Origin of the sequence: Streptomyces sp. NBC_00536 (assembly GCF_036346295.1) — a bacterium.
GTDB lineage: Bacteria > Actinomycetota > Actinomycetes > Streptomycetales > Streptomycetaceae > Streptomyces.
Genome location: NZ_CP107819.1, coordinates 1,535,999 through 1,550,702, shown reverse-complemented (window position 1 = coordinate 1,550,702; position 14,704 = coordinate 1,535,999). Strand labels below are relative to the sequence as shown.

Below are 14,704 nucleotides of genomic sequence, written 5' to 3'. Positions count from 1 at the left end.
CACCGGCAAGACCGACAAGGAGGAGACCGGCATGCCCGTCGAGCGGCTGACCGAGGAAGCGATCCGCGAGTTCACCGACAAGTGGTACGTGGCGCTGGACCAGCACCTTCCGCTGGAGCAGGTGCTCGCCTTCATCACCGCGGACCTGGAGTTCAAGGTCCCCGAGGACACCTTCCTCGGCCACCAGGGCTTCGGCCGCTGGTACGCGGCCGTCACCGGCCGCTTCTTCGACGAGGTGCACACCGTCACCAAGGTGGAGCCCGTCATCGAGGGCGACCGGGCGGTGGTGCGCGTCCTCGTCAACTGGCAGGCGAAGATCTGGGACCCGCCGGGCGCCCGCAGCCAGTGGCTCGGCTTCGACGCCGACCAGACCTGGACGGTCGTGGCCTCTGCGGCCGGCCCGCTGATCAAGACGTACACCGTCAACGAGCTGGCCCCGATGCCCGGTTCGGGCTCGCTCTGAGACCCGGGCCCGGACCCGAGGAAGGACACGAGCGATGACCGAAGTGACACGGGAGCGGGTCGAGTCGGCCTACCGGGCGCTCGGCTCCGGAGACCGCGCGCGGATCCTGGAGTACTACGCCGAGGACCTGCGCTGGCTGGTGCCGGGCAACCACCCGCTGGCCGGGTGGTACGAGAGCCTGGACGCCTTCCTGGAGCTGATGGGCCAGACCCACAAGCTCACCGGCGGCACCTTCCGCATGGACATCGAGGCCGTGCTCGTCGGCGAGGACTGCAGCGCCGACCTGTGCCGCAACGTCGCCCTGCGCGAGGGAGCGGATCCCGCGAGCGGGTCGCCGTACGAGCGGATGGACTACCCGGTCTTCCACTTCATGCGCTGGCGGGACGGCCGGATCGTCGAGGGCCGCGACGGCCTCTTCGGCGACTCGGCGAGCGCCTTCAGCCAGTTCTGGGCGCCCTTCGCGCCGGACGGAACCCGCAGGGACCGATAGGGGGATGAGCCCGATGGACGCACGGCAGATCCTGACGAAGTACTACGAGTACGCCAACGCCGGTGACTGGGACCGCTGGTGCGACCTCTTCGCCGACGACCAGGTGATGGACGAGCAGCTCGCCGGACACATCGAGGGCCTGGACACCCTGCGCTCGATGATGAAGGGCATGGGGGACCTGTACCGGGTCTTCCGCAACGAGCCCGTGCACTTCGTCATCGACGGTGACGGGGAGAAGGCCGCGGCCGTGTCCCACCTGACCGCCGTGAGCGCCTCGGGCGAGGGCATCGAGGCCGAGGTCATGAACTTCTTCCGGATCGCGGACGGAAAGATCGCCTACATGGCGAACTTCCACGACACGGTCCCCTTCCAGGCGCCGGGTACCCGGTGAGCGCCGCCGGCACCGGAACCGAAGCCGAGTACGACTACGTCATCGTCGGCGCGGGCACCGCGGGCAGCGTCCTGGCGGGCCGCCTTTCCGAGGACCCGGACGTCACCGTCCTCGTCCTGGAGGCGGGCGGCCCCCGGATCCCGCCCGAGGTCGACGACCCGTCCTCCTGGTACAAGCTGCTGGGCGGACCGGTCGACTGGGGCTACACCAGCGTCCCGCAGCCCGGCCTGGACGGCCGCCGCACCTACGAACCGCGCGGCAAGGCCCCCGGCGGCAGCAGCAACCTCTACATCATGATGCACATCCGGGGCCACGCCTCGGACTTCGACAACTGGGCCTACCAGGGCGCCGCGGGCTGGTCGTACGAGGACGTCCTGCCCTACTTCGCGCTGCTGGAGGCCCAGGAGGACCCGACCGCCGCCACCACCGGCACGACGGGCCCGCAGCGCGTCACGCACGCCGGGCGGCACGACCCCAACCCGGTCTCCCGCGCCTTCATCGACGCGGCCGTGGAGATCGGCCACGAGGAGATCGCCGACTTCAACACCGACGGGCCCCGGCGCGGTCTCTTCGGCGCCGGCTGGCACCACATCGACGTCGCCGACGGCCGTCGCCAGGGCGTGCTCGCCGCCTACCTGGAACCCGCCCTGGACCGCTCCAACCTCACCCTGCGCACGGGGGCCCAGACCACCCGGCTGCTCTTCGACGGGGACACCTGCACCGGCGTCGAGTACGTCCAGAACGCCCCCGCGGCGGACTTCCCGGGCCGCGACGTGCGGGACGCGCACGCCACCACCGGTGCGCCGGGCACGTACACGGTCCGGGCCCGGCGCGAGGTGATCGTGGCGGCCGGGGCGATCGAGTCCCCGAAGCTGCTGCTGCTCTCCGGGATCGGGCATCCGGACCAGCTGCGCCCGCACGGCATCGCGGTGACCGCCGCGCTGCCCGGGGTGGGCGAGAACTTCCACAACCACGTCCTGACGGGCCTGATGGCCGAGGTCACCCAGGAACTGCCCGCGCCCGCGCAGAACCTCTCCGAAAGCGCGCTCTTCCTGTCCTCCCGGCCGGGGCTGCCCGCGCCGGACCTGCAGATCGCCTTCGTCCACGTCCCGTTCGACGTGATCGTCGGCCAGGACCACCCGCACACCGTGTCCATCCTGCCCGGGGTGGTCCGTCCCGCCTCCCGCGGCTGGATCCGGCTGGCGAGCCCCGACCCGCTGGCCCACCCGCTGATCAACCCGAACTACCTGGGCGACCGCTGGGACCTGGAGCGGATGGTGCAGGGCGTGCGCGTGGCCCGGGAGATCTTCGCGACCTCCGCCTTCTCGCCCTGGTACAAGCAGGAACTCCAGCCGGGCCCGGGCGCCGTCACCGACGAGGACCTGCGCCGCTTCGTGAAGCGGAAGGCGGAGAGCTACCACCACCAGGCCGGCTCCTGCCGGATGGGCGTCGACGACCTCTCCGTGGTCGACCCCGAGCTGCGGGTGCACGGCGTACGGGGCCTGCGCGTCGTCGACGCGAGCGTGATGCCCGCCGTGCCCTCGGGCAACTGCCACACCGCCATCGCGATGATCGCCGAGCGCGCGGCGGACTTCCTGAAGGGGGCCTCCCGTGTCTGACGCCGTACTGCGCGAGGGAGCGCTGTCCGGGACCCGGATCGCGGTCCTGGTCGAGAGCGACTTCTACGAGCCGGAGATCTTCTACTACGGCCGCCGCTTCGCCGAGGAGGGCGCCGAGGTCGATTTCCTGACCCGGCTGTGGGGCAACGACTCCATCACCTTCACCGGCCACGAGTACCGGGCGCCGTTCACCGCCGACCAGAGCCTCGAAGGGCTCAGCGACGAGCAGCTGCGCCGCTACTCGGCCCTGATCGTGCCCTCGGGCATGGTCGCCGACCGGCTGCGCTACACCGAGGACGTCGACCAACTGGCGCCTGCCACCGAGCTGTTGCGCCGGGCCTTCGAGGAACCGACGGTCCTCAAGGGGATCATCTGCCACGGCATGTGGCTGGCCGCCTCGATCCCCGGCAAGGTGCGCGGCCGCAAGGTGGTGTGCCACAACAACCTGATCGGCGACGTGCGCAACATGGGCGCGCAGTACGTCGACGAGGACGTGGTGGTCGACGGCGACCTGGTCACCGGCCGCACCGGCGCCCACCACCACCTCTTCGCCCGCCGGATCATCGAACTGCTCGCCGCCGGGCGGGGCCGGGGGGCCGGCTGATGGGGTCGATGGTCTGGTCGCACGTGGGTCTCAACTGCACGGACCAGAAGACCACCGAGGAGTTCTACACCCGGTACTTCGGCTTCGCCCGGGCCCGGGTCGTCGACCTCGGGGACGCCCGCATCGTGTTCCTGCGCAAGGGGGACGCGTACCTGGAGCTCTTCGCGGCCGGCGCCGAGCCGGCCCGGCCGGCGCACGACGACGGGCCGCAGGCGCCCGGCCGGATGCGCCACCTGGCCTTCCAGACCGACAGCGTGGACGCGTTCCTGGCATCGCTCGGTGACGCGGCAGAAGTGACCCTGGGACCGCTGGACTTCGACGACTTCATCTGCGGCTGGCGGACCGTGTGGGTCCGCGATCCCGACGGGGTCATCGTCGAGGTCAGCCAGGGATTCGAGGACGACCGCTCTCACGACAAGGACGGTGCATGACATGGCGGATGCCGTGAGCTTCTCCTTCTCCGACACCATCGCGGGCTACGTCGGCCGCTTCGACTCCACCACCCGCGCCCTGCGCCTGAAGACCGCCGACGGACGCGAGTTCGAGGTCTCGCTCGCCGGGGACCCCAGCGCCGAGCTGGTCCGCAACCTGGACGAGCCCTACGTCGACGCCTCCGGGCACATCGACGAGATGCTCTCGCCGGGCCGCTTCCTCTACGTCTACGGGGTGCACTACCCGGAGCACGGGGGCCGGTTCGAGGCCAAGCGGCTGGTGTTCCTGGGCCGCGGGGCCGAGGACTACCGCTTCGAGGAGCCGAGCTGGTGGGTCAAGCAGATCGAGTCGCTGGCCTCCTTCTACCGGCGCGCCCAGTTCGGCGACGGCCCGGTCGACTTCACGCAGTACCGCACCGAGGTCCGCCTCGGCGGCGACAAGACCGCCAGTCACGTCCAGGAGACGGACACCATCTCCCGGCTGGTCTACGGCATGGCCTCGGCCTACCTGCTGACCGGCAAGGACGAGTACCTGGAGGTCGCCGAGCGCGGCACCGAGTACCTGCGCAAGCACATGCGGGTCGTGGACAGCGAGGAGGACGTGGTCTTCTGGTACCACGGCATCAGCGTCGACGGGGACAGCGAGCGCAAGCTCTTCACCTCTGAGTTCTCCGACGACTACGACGCGATCCCGATGTACGAGCAGATCTACGCGCTGGCCGGGCCGGTCCAGACGTACCGGGTGACCGGCGACGTACGGATCAAGAACGACGCGGACGCCACCATCCGGCTGTTCGACAAGTTCTTCCACGACGCCGAACTCGGCGGCTACTACTCGCACATCGACCCGATCCTCTTCAGCGCCGACCACGAGTCGCTGGGCGAGAACCGCGAGCGCAAGAACTGGAACTCGGTCGGGGACCACGCGCCCGCCTACCTGATCAACCTGTACCTGGCGACCGGCGAGCAGAAGTACGCCGACTTCCTGGAGTACACCTTCGACACCATCGCGGACCGCTTCCCGGACTACAAGAACAGCCCGTTCGTCCAGGAACGCTTCCACCGCGACTGGTCCCACGACACCACGCACAGCTGGCAGCAGAACCGCGCGGTCGTCGGCCACAACCTCAAGATCGCCTGGAACCTGATGCGGATGAACTCCCTGAAGGCGAAGCCCGCCTACGAGGAGCTGGCCCGCCGGATCGGCGAGATCATGCCGGAGGCCGGCAGCGACCTCCAGCGCGGCGGCTGGTACGACGTCGTGGAGCGCCTGAAGAGCGGCGACGCCCAGACGTATCGTTTCGCCTGGCACGACCGCAAGGCGTGGTGGCAGCAGGAACAGGCGATCCTCGCCTACCTCATCCTGCACGGCACCCTCGGCGACGAGGACTTCCTGCGCGAGGGACGCCAGGCCGAAGCCTTCTACAACACCTTCTTCCTCGACCACGACGAGGGAGCGGTCTACTTCAACGTGCTGGCCAGCGGCACGCCGTACCTGCTCGGCACCGAGCGGCTCAAGGGCAGCCACTCGATGTCCATGTACCACTCGGCGGAGCTGTGCTACCTCTCCGCCGTCTACAACAACCTGCTGATCAACGGCCAGGAGATGGACTTCCACTTCCAGCCCGACCCGGCGGGCCTGCCCGACCGCGTGCTGCGCGTCTCGCCCGACCTGCTCCCCGCCGGCTCGGTCCAGGTCGCGTCCGTCGAGATCGACGAGAAGCCGTGGACGGACTTCGACGCGGACGGCCTCACCGTGCGGCTGCCCGACGTCCAGGGGCGGGTGAAGGTCAAGGTCCGGCTGCGGCCGGTGAACAAGTAGCGCTCAACGGGGGGCGCCCCAACACGAGGGGAAGACCATGACACTCAGTGTGAAGGAACGCCGGAACAAGACGGGCACCGTGCTCGTCGTCACCGGCGAGATCAACAGCGAGACCTCCGGGTCCCTGCTCCAGTCGCTGCTGCCGCTGGTCCGCGAGGGCCGACCGCTGCGCATCGACCTCACCGCCGTCACCTACGTCTCCAGCGCGGGCCTGCGGACCCTGCTCGTCGTCTACCGCGAGGCCCAGCACGCCGGCGTCGCCGTCACCCTGCACGGGGTGAGCGAGGAAGTCCGGTTCGTCATGTCGGCCACCGGCTTCCTCGACTTCTTCGAGACCGGCGAGGCCGCCGCGGCCGCCAGAAAACCGGCCGTGCGATGAGCGAGAGCCGCTCCGAACAGGTGCTGCGCGTCGACGCCTACCCGACTCACGAGGTGAGCGGGTACGGCGTCCGCGCCGGCAAACCGTTCCCCTTCGGGGCCAACGTGGTCCCCGGCGGGGTCAACTTCTCCGTCTTCTCCGACCAGGCCACCTCCATGTCCCTGGTCCTCTTCAAGCGCGGAGCGCCCGAGCCGATGGCCGAGCTGGACTTCCCCCAGGAATTCCGCACCGGCAGCGTCTTCTCCATGACCGTCTTCGGCCTCGACCACGAGAACATCGAATACGGCTACCGGGCCGACGGACCCTTCGACCCGGTCACCGGCCACCGCTTCGACGCCCGCCAGATCCTCTCCGACCCCTACGCCCGGCTGATCAGCGGCCGCGACGTGTGGGGCGTGGAGCCGGACCGGGACCGGGCCTACCAGTACCGCTCGCGGGTCTGCCTCCAGGACTTCGACTGGGGCGACGACACACCGCTGCAGATCCCCGCCACCGACCTCGTCGTCTACGAGACCCACGTGCGCGGATTCACCCGGCACCCCTCCTCGGGCGTGACGGCCCCCGGCACCTTCGCGGGCCTGCGCGAGAAGATCCCGTACCTCAAGGAACTCGGCGTCAACTGCATAGAGCTGCTGCCCGTGTTCGAGTTCGACGAGAGCGACAACCCGCGCTCCAACCCGGAGACCGGCGAGAAGCTCTTCGACTACTGGGGCTACAACACCGTCTCGTTCTTCGCACCGAAGGCCGGATACGCGGCCACCGGACGCTACGGGATGCAGGGCGACGAGTTCCGCACCCTCATCAAGGACCTGCACGCGGCGGGCATCGAGGTCATCCTCGACGTCGTCTTCAACCACACCGCCGAGGGCAACGAGTTCGGCCCGACCATCTCCTTCAAGGGCCTCGACAACGCCACGTACTACATGCTCACGCCGGAGGGGTACTACTTCAACTTCAGCGGCACGGGCAACACGGTCAACTGCAACCACCCGGTCGTGCGCAACTACGTGCTCGACTGCCTGCGCCACTGGGTCGCCGACTACCACATCGACGGCTTCCGCTTCGACCTCGCGGCCATCCTCGGCCGGGACCTGGACGGCACCCCGCTGCCCAACCCGCCGCTGCTGGAACTGCTCGCCTACGACCCCGTCCTGCGCCACACCAAGCTCATCGCCGAGGCCTGGGACGCGGGCGGCCTCTACGAGGTCGGCAACTTCCCGGCCTACGGCCGCTGGGCGGAGTGGAACGGCAAGTACCGCGACACCGTCCGCAGCTTCCTCAAGGGCGACCCCGGAGTCACCGGGGAACTCGCCACCCGCATCGCCGGCTCGCCCGACCTGTACGCCGGGCGCGGCACCGCGGCCTCCGTCAACTTCCTGACGGCGCACGACGGTTTCACCCTGGCCGACCTGGTCTCGTACAACGAGAAGCACAACGAGGCCAACGGCGAGTACAACAACGACGGCGGGAACGACAACGCCAGCTGGAACTGCGGCGCCGAGGGGCCGACCGACGACCCCGAAGTCAACGCGCTCCGGCTGCGCCAGATGAAGAACGCCCTCGCCATCCTCTTCACCAGCCAGGGCATCCCCATGCTGCTGGCCGGCGATGAGGTCGGCCGCACCCAGCAGGGCAACAACAACACCTACTGCCAGGACAACGAACTCTCCTGGTTCGACTGGAACCAGGTCGACGACAACGCCGAACTGCTCCGCTTCGCGCGGCAGTTGATCGCCTTCCGCAAACACCACCGCGAACTGCGCTCCACCGCCCACCCCACCGGCCAGGTCCGCGACCACGTCGGCCTCCCGGACATCAGCTGGCACGGCGAGCGGGCCTGGCAGCCCGACTGGTCGCCCGACAGCCGCCTGCTGGCGGTCGCCCGGTGCGGACCCGCCGACGACGACGTCGTGTACGTCGCCATGAACGCGCACTGGGAACCGCACGACCTGGAACTGCCCGCCCTCCCGGGGCACCGCAGCTGGCACCTCTTCGCCGACACCGGCGCCACCGCCCCGCACGACATCCGCTCCCCGGGCGGCGAGGCCGAACTGGAGAACTCCGGCAAGTACCTGATCGGTCCGCGCTCGGTCGTCATCCTCGTCGGCCGCGCACCGGATCCCGAGACGTCCTGACCGCACGGCCGAAGGAGACCTGACATGCCGCTTTCCGTGTCCCTGAGCATCGAGGGCGACACCACCGTGATCGAGCTGGCGGGCGAACTGGACGCCAACACCGCGCCCGACTTCCACCAGACCATCGAAAAGGCCGCCGGGCACGGCACCAGCACCGTCGAGATCCGCATGGCCGGTGTCGGCTACATGGCCAGCGCCGGGCTGCGCTCGCTGGTCTTCGCGCAGCAGAAGGTCGCCGCCCACGTCACCATCAAGGTCGTCGGCGCGATCGAGCCGGTCTCCCGGACCATCCGGACGGCCGGGCTGGACCGCAGCATCGTCCTCTCCGATGAGTGAGCGCCTGAGCGAGCGGATCCATGGGCGCTAGCCCGCAGCACGGGGCCCGCCTGAGCGACCCGGCCACGACCGAGCTGCACGTCCCGGCCGTCCTCGGCTCGCTCACCGCCATCGCCCACTTCGTGCGGGCGGTGGCGGTGGCCGCCGGACTCGACCGGGGGGCCGCCTACCGGCTCCGGCTCGCGGTGGACGAACTGGCGACGAACATCGTGACGCACGGCTACCGGGGCGGCGAGGGACGGATCACCGTCCTGGGCCGCGCCGGGGCCGGGCGGGCGAGGATCGTCCTGGAGGACGCCGCCCCGGAGTTCGACCCGGTGGCCGGCTGCCTGCCGCCCGCCACCGACCTGCCGCCCGAACGGCGGCGGATCGGGGGCCTCGGCATCCACCTCGCGCTCACCAGCGTGGACGAGTTCGGCTACGTACGCAGGGAAGGCCGCAACATCAGCACGCTGACCGTCCTCGCGGGCCCGCGGCCGCAGCGATGACACCCGCGCAGGCAGAGGGGAACGGCCCATGCCCTCCACAACCGTGATCGTCCTCGACGCGAACCCGCCCCCGCCCAGGGAACTGCTCGCCGCCCTGGAGGCGATGGACGCCGCCGTGGTCGCCCGTACGCTCTCGGAGCTGCTCACCGGCCCGGTGGACGTGCTGCCCGTCGCCGACGTGCTGCTCGCCCCCGCCGAGGTGCCGGGCGACTCCGTGCGCACGGTCGTGCGCAGGCTGCGCCGCTGGGCCGGAGCCCCGATCGTGGTCGTCTGGACCGTGGACGGATTCGCCGCCCTGGAGGAACACGTACGCATCGGCCACGACTACCTCGTACCCCCCTTCCTGCCCGCCCTGGTGCAGGCCCGGCTGCACACCTGCTCGGAGCGCGCCGAACTCGGCCGCACCCTGCGCGAAGCCGACGCCCGCGCCGAACTCATGAGCTACGAGAAGGAACTGGAGATCGGCCGCGAGATCCAGGCCGGATTCCTGCCCGAGTCCCTGCCCGTGCCCGACGGCTGGGAGATCGACGTCCGCTTCCGGCCCGCCCGCCAGGTCGCCGGGGACTTCTACGACGTCTTCGAGATCTCCCATCGCCGCCGCCTCGCCGTGGTCGTCGCCGACGTCTGCGACAAGGGCGTCGGCTCGGCCCTCTTCATGGCCCTGATCCGCTCGCTGCTGCGGCACACCGCCGAGAACAGCGGGCTGCAGAACCTGGTGGCCGCCGGACGCACCGGAAGCAGCAGACGCATCCCGGTCGTCGGCGCCACCCCGCTGCTCAACGCGGTCACCGCGACCAACGGCTACCTCACCCGCAACCACCTGCGGCAGGGCTACTTCGCCACCCTCTTCTTCGGCGTCCTCGACCCGCTCACCGGCAGCCTCGTCTACATCAACGGCGGCCACAACCCGCCCCTGCTGCTCAGCGCCGACGGCTCCGGCCCCAGACCGCTGGACGTCACCGGCCCGGCCGTCGGGGTGCTGCCCGACTGCGTCTACACCCTCGGATACGCCCAGCTCGACCCCGGGGACACCCTCTTCATCTTCACCGACGGGGTGCCCGAGGCCCGGTGCCCGGACGGCACCTTCCTCGGCGACGAGCGGATGCTCGACCTGCTCGCCCGGACACCGCTGCGCGGCCGGGACCTGCTCGACCGGATGGACACCGCGGTACGGGAACACACCGGGGCCGCGGAACAGCACGACGACGTCACCATGCTGGCCCTGCACCGGCCACCTGCGGCGCGGGGGCCGCACGTGGGCGGCGACGGGCCCGGCGGCGGGCATCCCGGACCGGCCGCGCGTCCCGGACCGGCGACGCATCCCGGACCGGCCGCGCGGGCGGTGGCCTGATGGCCCGGACCATCGTGGTGCACTCGCACCGCGGCGGCACCGGCAAGTCCACCGTGCTGGCCAACCTGGCGCTGCTGCTCGCCGCCGCGGGTCGCCGGGTCGGGGTGGTCGACACCGACATCCAGTCACCCACCCTCGACCTGCTCTTCCGGCTCGGACCGGGCCCGTCGCTGGCCGACTACCTGCTCGGCCGCTGCGAGATCGAAGCCGCGGCCCAGCCGGCCGGCGTCCCCGGGCTCTACGTCGTACCCGCCAGGACCGGCAGCGCGGCCCTGCGGGAGATCATGACCACGGGCTACGACGTCGGGCTGCTCCCGGAGGGCTTCGACCGGCTGGCCTCCTACTTCGCCCTGGACGTGCTGCTGCTCGACACCCACGCCGGACTCAGCAACGAATCGGTGACCGCCATGGCGAGCGCCGACGTCCTGCTGATCCTCGCGCGGGCCGACCGGATCGACCTCTCCGGGGTCGAGGAGACGATCGCCCTGGCCGGGCGGCTCTCCTGCCGGCGCGCCCTGGTGATGAGCATGGCCCCGCAGGGCGTGGACCCGGCCCGCTTCCGGCGCTGCGCGGAGGAGGTCTACGGCGCGCCGCTGGCCGGAATCCTGCCGTACGCCCCGGAATTGGCCGCACTGTACGGCGAACGCATATTCGCCGAAGCCCATCCCGACCACCCCATGGTCGATGAATTCCGCACCATCATCACGGTGCTCGACGCACGTGACGAAGTATCACGTGCCTGAGGTCACCCCCTTACGCCCCTTGCGGGGGGCGTGTTGAATCGGCAGCGAATCGGAAACAAGGAGAACAGTCATGAAGATTCTCGTCGTCATGACGGCCAAGGCCACGCTCCACCTGCTGGACGGTGAACAGCACCCCTCGGGATTCTGGGCCGAGGAATTCGTGGTGCCCTGGTCGCTGTTCAAGGCCGCGGGCCACACCGTGGACCTCGCCACGATCGGCGGCCGGGCCCCCACGGTCGACCAGACCAGCGTCGACGCGGCGTTCCTGCAGTGGGTCCGGCCGCAGGGGTCCGAGGACAACGACGCGGCCAACGCCGCCGAGTACCTGCGGGTCATCGCGGACACCCCGCAGCTGCGGTCGCCCCTCGCCCTGGAGTCCCTCGGCGAGAAGGACATCGCCGACTACGACGGGATCTACATCAGCGGCGGCCACGGAGCCATCGGCGACCTGCCCAAGTCCGATGAACTGGCGCAGATCCTGCGCTGGGCCATCGCCCAGGACAAGCCGCTCGCGACGGTCTGCCACGGCCACACCTCGCTGCTCGCGCTGCGCGACGGCGAGGGGCGCTGGCCCTTCGAGGGCTACCGGATGACGGCCTTCTCGCACGGCGAGGAGCTGGTCACCAACATGGCGGGCCGGCTCCCGCTGATCCTCGAAGCCGAACTCACCCGGCTCGGCGCCCGCTACGAGAAGGCCGAGGCGATCTGGGACTCGCACGTGGTCGTGGACCGCAGGCTCACCACGGGCCAGAACCCCTACTCCTCCAAGGCCCTTGCCGAGACGTTCCTGCGTCAGCTCCCGCAGGGGTAGCACACCGCCCGCACCCGATACCGGAAGGCAGCCATGACGAAGCGTCTGCTCAAGGGCCAGCCCCTGGCCAACCCCGGGAAACTGTTCATCGGCGGCACCTGGGTAGAGCCCCGGGACGGCCGGACCGAACCGGACATCAGCCCCGTGGACGGCCAGGAGATCGTGCCGGTGGCCCAGGCCGCCGCAGCCGACGCGGACGCGGCCGTGGCCGCCGCCCGCACGGCGTACGAGGAAGGCCCCTGGAGCAGACTCTCGGCACAGGAGCGCGCGCTCAGGCTGAACCGGGTCGGCGAGCTGATCGAGCGGGACCTGGAGGAGATCGCGCTGCTGGAAACCGTGGACATGGGCAAGCCGTTCGCGTTCTCCAGCACCGTGGACGCGCCCATGGCCGCCCAGCTCATGCACTACTACGCCGGGGCCGTGACCCGGGTGGAGGGCTCCTCTCGGGCCCCGGCGGGCGGGCAGCTCGCCTACACGCTGCGCGAACCCGTCGGGGTGGTCTGCGCCATCACCCCCTTCAACTTCCCGCTGCTGCTGTCGATGACGAAGATCGCGCCCGCCCTCGCGGCGGGCAACGTGGTCGTCCACAAACCCTCCCCGGCGACCCCGCTCACCGCCCTGAAGATCGCCGAACTCTTCCAGGAGGCGGAGATCCCGGACGGGGTGCTGAACGTGATCACCGGGCCCGGAGTGGAGCTGGGCGAGACCCTCACCGGCCACCCGGGCATCGACAAGATCGCCTTCACCGGCTCCACCGTCGTCGGCCAGTCCATCATCCGCAGGGCCGCCGGCACCCTGAAGAAGGTCACGATGGAACTCGGCGGAAAGTCCGCCAACATCGTCTTCGCCGACGCCGACCTCGACGCCGCCGAGGAACTCGCCTTCTTCGGCATCTACTACAACAAGGGCGAGATCTGCACCGCGGGCTCGCGGCTGCTGCTCCAGCGCCCCATCCACGACGAGATGGTCGAGCGCCTGGTGCGCCGGGCCGCCGCCCTCAAACCCGGGGACCCGCGCGATCCGGCCACCCTGTTCGGGCCGCTGGCCCACCAGGGACAGTTCGACAAGGTCAGTTCGTACATCGAGACCGGCCAGAAGGAAGGCGCCGTGCTGCGCGTCGGCGGCACCGGCTGGACCCCCGAAGGGGCCTCGGCCGAAGGACTGTACTTCCTGCCGACGATCTTCACCGGCGTGGACAACGGGATGCGGATCGCCCAGGAGGAGATCTTCGGGCCGGTCCTGTCGGTCATCCCCTTCGACACCGAGGAGGACGCCGTACGCATCGCCAACGACAGCGCGTACGGCCTCGCCGCCGGGGTGCACACCAAGGACCTGCGCCGCGCCCACCGGGTCGCCTCGCAGATCAAGGCCGGGACGGTCTGGGTCAATTGCTACAACCAGTACGACCCCTCGGTGCCCTACGGCGGCTACAAGGCCTCCGGTTTCGGCCGCGAGTGCGGCCCCGAATCCCTGGAGAGCTACACCCAGACCAAGTCGGTCTGGATCGGCATGGACTGACGGACCGACAGATTGGTGTGAGGCCCATGAACACCGGCATCATCGGCACCGGACGGATCGGCGCGACCCTCGCGCGGATCCTCGTCGCGGCCGGCCACCAGGTCGTCCTCGCCAATGCGCGCGGCCCGCGCTCCCTCGGCCCGCTCCTCGCCGAACTCGGCCCGGACGCACAGGCCGCGACCGCCGCCCAGGCCGCGGAGCGCGCCGAACTCCTGGTGCTGATGATGCCCTTCGACAGCGCCGCCGGGCTGCTGCCCGCCTCCGCCGTCGACGGCACGGTGCTCGTGGACGCGATGAACGCCTTCGACGGACGGGGCACGCCCCGGGACTTCGGCCCGAAGGCCTCCAGCGAACTGGTCGCCGAATGGTATCCGGGCGCCCGGATCGTGAAATCGCTGAACACCATGCATTTCGAAACGCTCGCGGTCGCGGGATCCGCCGGGGCCGCGACCGCGGCGGAGCGCCTCGCGCATTACACGGCGGGCGACGACCCGAAAGCCAAGGAAATCGTCGCGGGAATCATCAACGATCTCGGATTCGCCGCAGTCGACACCGGTCCGCTGCATTCCGGAGGAATTCTCCAGCAGCCCGGCGGTCCCCTCTTCAACCGGCCGCTCACGGAAGCGCAGGCCCTTGCATGGATATCACACTGAAAGTGAACGGAGCCGAGGAGCGGTTCGCGGCCGAGCCGAACGAACTGCTCGTCGAACGGCTCCGCGACGGACTGGGCCTCACCGGCACCAAGGTCGGCTGTGACACCGGCCAGTGCGGGTCCTGCGTGGTCCGGCTCGACGGGAAGTCCGTCAAGAGCTGCCTCGTCATCACCGTCGCCGCGGCCGGATCCGAGGTGTCCACCATCGAGGGCGTGGCCGGCCCCGGCGGCGAACTGACCGGACTCCAGGAGGCCCTGCGCCAGGAGCACGGCACCCAGTGCGGCTTCTGCACCCCCGGCATGGTCATGGCGCTCGGCGAACTCGTCGACTCCACCGCCGGGGGCGCCGCCCCCACCGAGCCCGAGATCCGCGAATGGCTCACCGGCAACCTCTGCCGCTGCACCGGCTACCACAGTGTCGTCCGGGGCGTACAGCGCGCCTGCGCGACGTCGAGACAGGAGGGGTGAACG

General features: G+C 70.3%; 17 protein-coding genes. All 17 read left to right on the top strand.

The annotated features are described in order from the left end of the window. The first annotated feature begins 31 nt into the window (after positions 1-31). The 17 genes from OHS33_RS06505 (at position 32) to OHS33_RS06425 (ending at position 14,701) form a co-directional block, all read left to right on the top strand. Entirely contained in the window at positions 32-463 is a 432-nt protein-coding gene (locus OHS33_RS06505; RefSeq protein ID WP_330329419.1) for a nuclear transport factor 2 family protein, read from the top strand. Positions 464-497: 34 nt separating this feature from the next. Beyond that, positions 498-953, top strand: a complete 456-nt coding sequence (locus OHS33_RS06500) for a nuclear transport factor 2 family protein (RefSeq protein WP_330329418.1) — start codon at positions 498-500, stop codon at positions 951-953. 13 nt (positions 954-966) lie between these two features. Then, positions 967-1,344, top strand: a complete 378-nt coding sequence (locus tag OHS33_RS06495) for a nuclear transport factor 2 family protein (protein WP_330329417.1) — start codon at positions 967-969, stop codon at positions 1,342-1,344. Continuing rightward, a complete protein-coding gene (locus OHS33_RS06490) occupies positions 1,341-2,963 on the top strand; it encodes a GMC family oxidoreductase (RefSeq protein ID WP_330329416.1) in 1,623 nt (540 codons plus the stop codon). The genes OHS33_RS06495 and OHS33_RS06490 overlap by 4 nt, the downstream gene beginning before the upstream one ends. Continuing rightward, on the top strand, positions 2,956-3,567 hold the full coding sequence (locus tag OHS33_RS06485) for a DJ-1/PfpI family protein (protein WP_330329415.1): 612 nt from the start codon (positions 2,956-2,958) through the stop codon (positions 3,565-3,567). Before OHS33_RS06490 ends, OHS33_RS06485 begins: the two co-directional genes overlap by 8 nt. After that, positions 3,567-3,998: a VOC family protein gene (locus OHS33_RS06480; protein ID WP_330329414.1), complete on the top strand. Its 432-nt coding sequence runs from the start codon at positions 3,567-3,569 to the stop codon at positions 3,996-3,998. The genes OHS33_RS06485 and OHS33_RS06480 overlap by 1 nt, the downstream gene beginning before the upstream one ends. A gap of 1 nt (position 3,999) precedes the next feature. Then, a complete protein-coding gene (locus OHS33_RS06475) occupies positions 4,000-5,820 on the top strand; it encodes an AGE family epimerase/isomerase (RefSeq protein ID WP_330329413.1) in 1,821 nt (606 codons plus the stop codon). A 37-nt stretch (positions 5,821-5,857) separates the two neighbouring features. Then, a complete protein-coding gene (locus OHS33_RS06470) occupies positions 5,858-6,199 on the top strand; it encodes an STAS domain-containing protein (protein ID WP_330329412.1) in 342 nt (113 codons plus the stop codon). Then, positions 6,196-8,334, top strand: a complete 2,139-nt coding sequence (gene glgX / locus OHS33_RS06465; RefSeq protein ID WP_330329411.1) for a glycogen debranching protein GlgX — start codon at positions 6,196-6,198, stop codon at positions 8,332-8,334. Before OHS33_RS06470 ends, glgX begins: the two co-directional genes overlap by 4 nt. 24 nt (positions 8,335-8,358) lie before the next feature. Beyond that, positions 8,359-8,670 (top strand): STAS domain-containing protein, encoded by a 312-nt coding sequence (locus OHS33_RS06460; RefSeq protein WP_330329410.1) that lies wholly within the window; start codon positions 8,359-8,361, stop codon positions 8,668-8,670. Between the two features lie 20 nt (positions 8,671-8,690). Then, a complete protein-coding gene (locus OHS33_RS06455) occupies positions 8,691-9,158 on the top strand; it encodes an ATP-binding protein (RefSeq protein WP_330329409.1) in 468 nt (155 codons plus the stop codon). Between the two features lie 28 nt (positions 9,159-9,186). Next, positions 9,187-10,509 carry a PP2C family protein-serine/threonine phosphatase gene (locus OHS33_RS06450; protein ID WP_330329408.1) on the top strand — a complete coding sequence of 441 codons (1,323 nt, stop codon included), beginning with the start codon at positions 9,187-9,189 and terminating at the stop codon, positions 10,507-10,509. Beyond that, positions 10,509-11,252, top strand: coding sequence for a MinD/ParA family protein (locus OHS33_RS06445; RefSeq protein WP_330329407.1), 744 nt, complete (start codon positions 10,509-10,511; stop codon positions 11,250-11,252). Before OHS33_RS06450 ends, OHS33_RS06445 begins: the two co-directional genes overlap by 1 nt. A 70-nt stretch (positions 11,253-11,322) precedes the next feature. Further along, entirely contained in the window at positions 11,323-12,063 is a 741-nt protein-coding gene (locus OHS33_RS06440) for a type 1 glutamine amidotransferase domain-containing protein (RefSeq protein ID WP_330329406.1), read from the top strand. 33 nt (positions 12,064-12,096) lie between these two features. After that, positions 12,097-13,581 (top strand): aldehyde dehydrogenase family protein, encoded by a 1,485-nt coding sequence (locus tag OHS33_RS06435; RefSeq protein ID WP_330329405.1) that lies wholly within the window; start codon positions 12,097-12,099, stop codon positions 13,579-13,581. Between the two features lie 26 nt (positions 13,582-13,607). Beyond that, entirely contained in the window at positions 13,608-14,234 is a 627-nt protein-coding gene (locus tag OHS33_RS06430; protein ID WP_330329404.1) for an NADPH-dependent F420 reductase, read from the top strand. 2 nt (positions 14,235-14,236) lie between these two features. Beyond that, positions 14,237-14,701, top strand: coding sequence for a (2Fe-2S)-binding protein (locus tag OHS33_RS06425; RefSeq protein WP_330329403.1), 465 nt, complete (start codon positions 14,237-14,239; stop codon positions 14,699-14,701). Positions 14,702-14,704 lie beyond the last annotated feature (3 nt).

What these genes read in the sequence shown, in the direction of transcription:
- OHS33_RS06505 (WP_330329419.1), top strand. Translation starts at nt 32, where the DNA reads ATGCCCGTCGAGCGGCTGACCGAGGAAGCGATCCGCGAGTTCACCGAC.
- OHS33_RS06500 (WP_330329418.1), top strand. Translation starts at nt 498, where the DNA reads ATGACCGAAGTGACACGGGAGCGGGTCGAGTCGGCCTACCGGGCGCTC.
- OHS33_RS06495 (WP_330329417.1), top strand. Translation starts at nt 967, where the DNA reads ATGGACGCACGGCAGATCCTGACGAAGTACTACGAGTACGCCAACGCC.
- OHS33_RS06480 (WP_330329414.1), top strand. Translation starts at nt 3,567, where the DNA reads ATGGGGTCGATGGTCTGGTCGCACGTGGGTCTCAACTGCACGGACCAG.
- OHS33_RS06475 (WP_330329413.1), top strand. Translation starts at nt 4,000, where the DNA reads ATGGCGGATGCCGTGAGCTTCTCCTTCTCCGACACCATCGCGGGCTAC.
- OHS33_RS06470 (WP_330329412.1), top strand. Translation starts at nt 5,858, where the DNA reads ATGACACTCAGTGTGAAGGAACGCCGGAACAAGACGGGCACCGTGCTC.
- glgX (WP_330329411.1), top strand. Translation starts at nt 6,196, where the DNA reads ATGAGCGAGAGCCGCTCCGAACAGGTGCTGCGCGTCGACGCCTACCCG.
- OHS33_RS06460 (WP_330329410.1), top strand. Translation starts at nt 8,359, where the DNA reads ATGCCGCTTTCCGTGTCCCTGAGCATCGAGGGCGACACCACCGTGATC.
- OHS33_RS06455 (WP_330329409.1), top strand. Translation starts at nt 8,691, where the DNA reads ATGGGCGCTAGCCCGCAGCACGGGGCCCGCCTGAGCGACCCGGCCACG.
- OHS33_RS06450 (WP_330329408.1), top strand. Translation starts at nt 9,187, where the DNA reads ATGCCCTCCACAACCGTGATCGTCCTCGACGCGAACCCGCCCCCGCCC.
- OHS33_RS06445 (WP_330329407.1), top strand. Translation starts at nt 10,509, where the DNA reads ATGGCCCGGACCATCGTGGTGCACTCGCACCGCGGCGGCACCGGCAAG.
- OHS33_RS06440 (WP_330329406.1), top strand. Translation starts at nt 11,323, where the DNA reads ATGAAGATTCTCGTCGTCATGACGGCCAAGGCCACGCTCCACCTGCTG.
- OHS33_RS06435 (WP_330329405.1), top strand. Translation starts at nt 12,097, where the DNA reads ATGACGAAGCGTCTGCTCAAGGGCCAGCCCCTGGCCAACCCCGGGAAA.
- OHS33_RS06430 (WP_330329404.1), top strand. Translation starts at nt 13,608, where the DNA reads ATGAACACCGGCATCATCGGCACCGGACGGATCGGCGCGACCCTCGCG.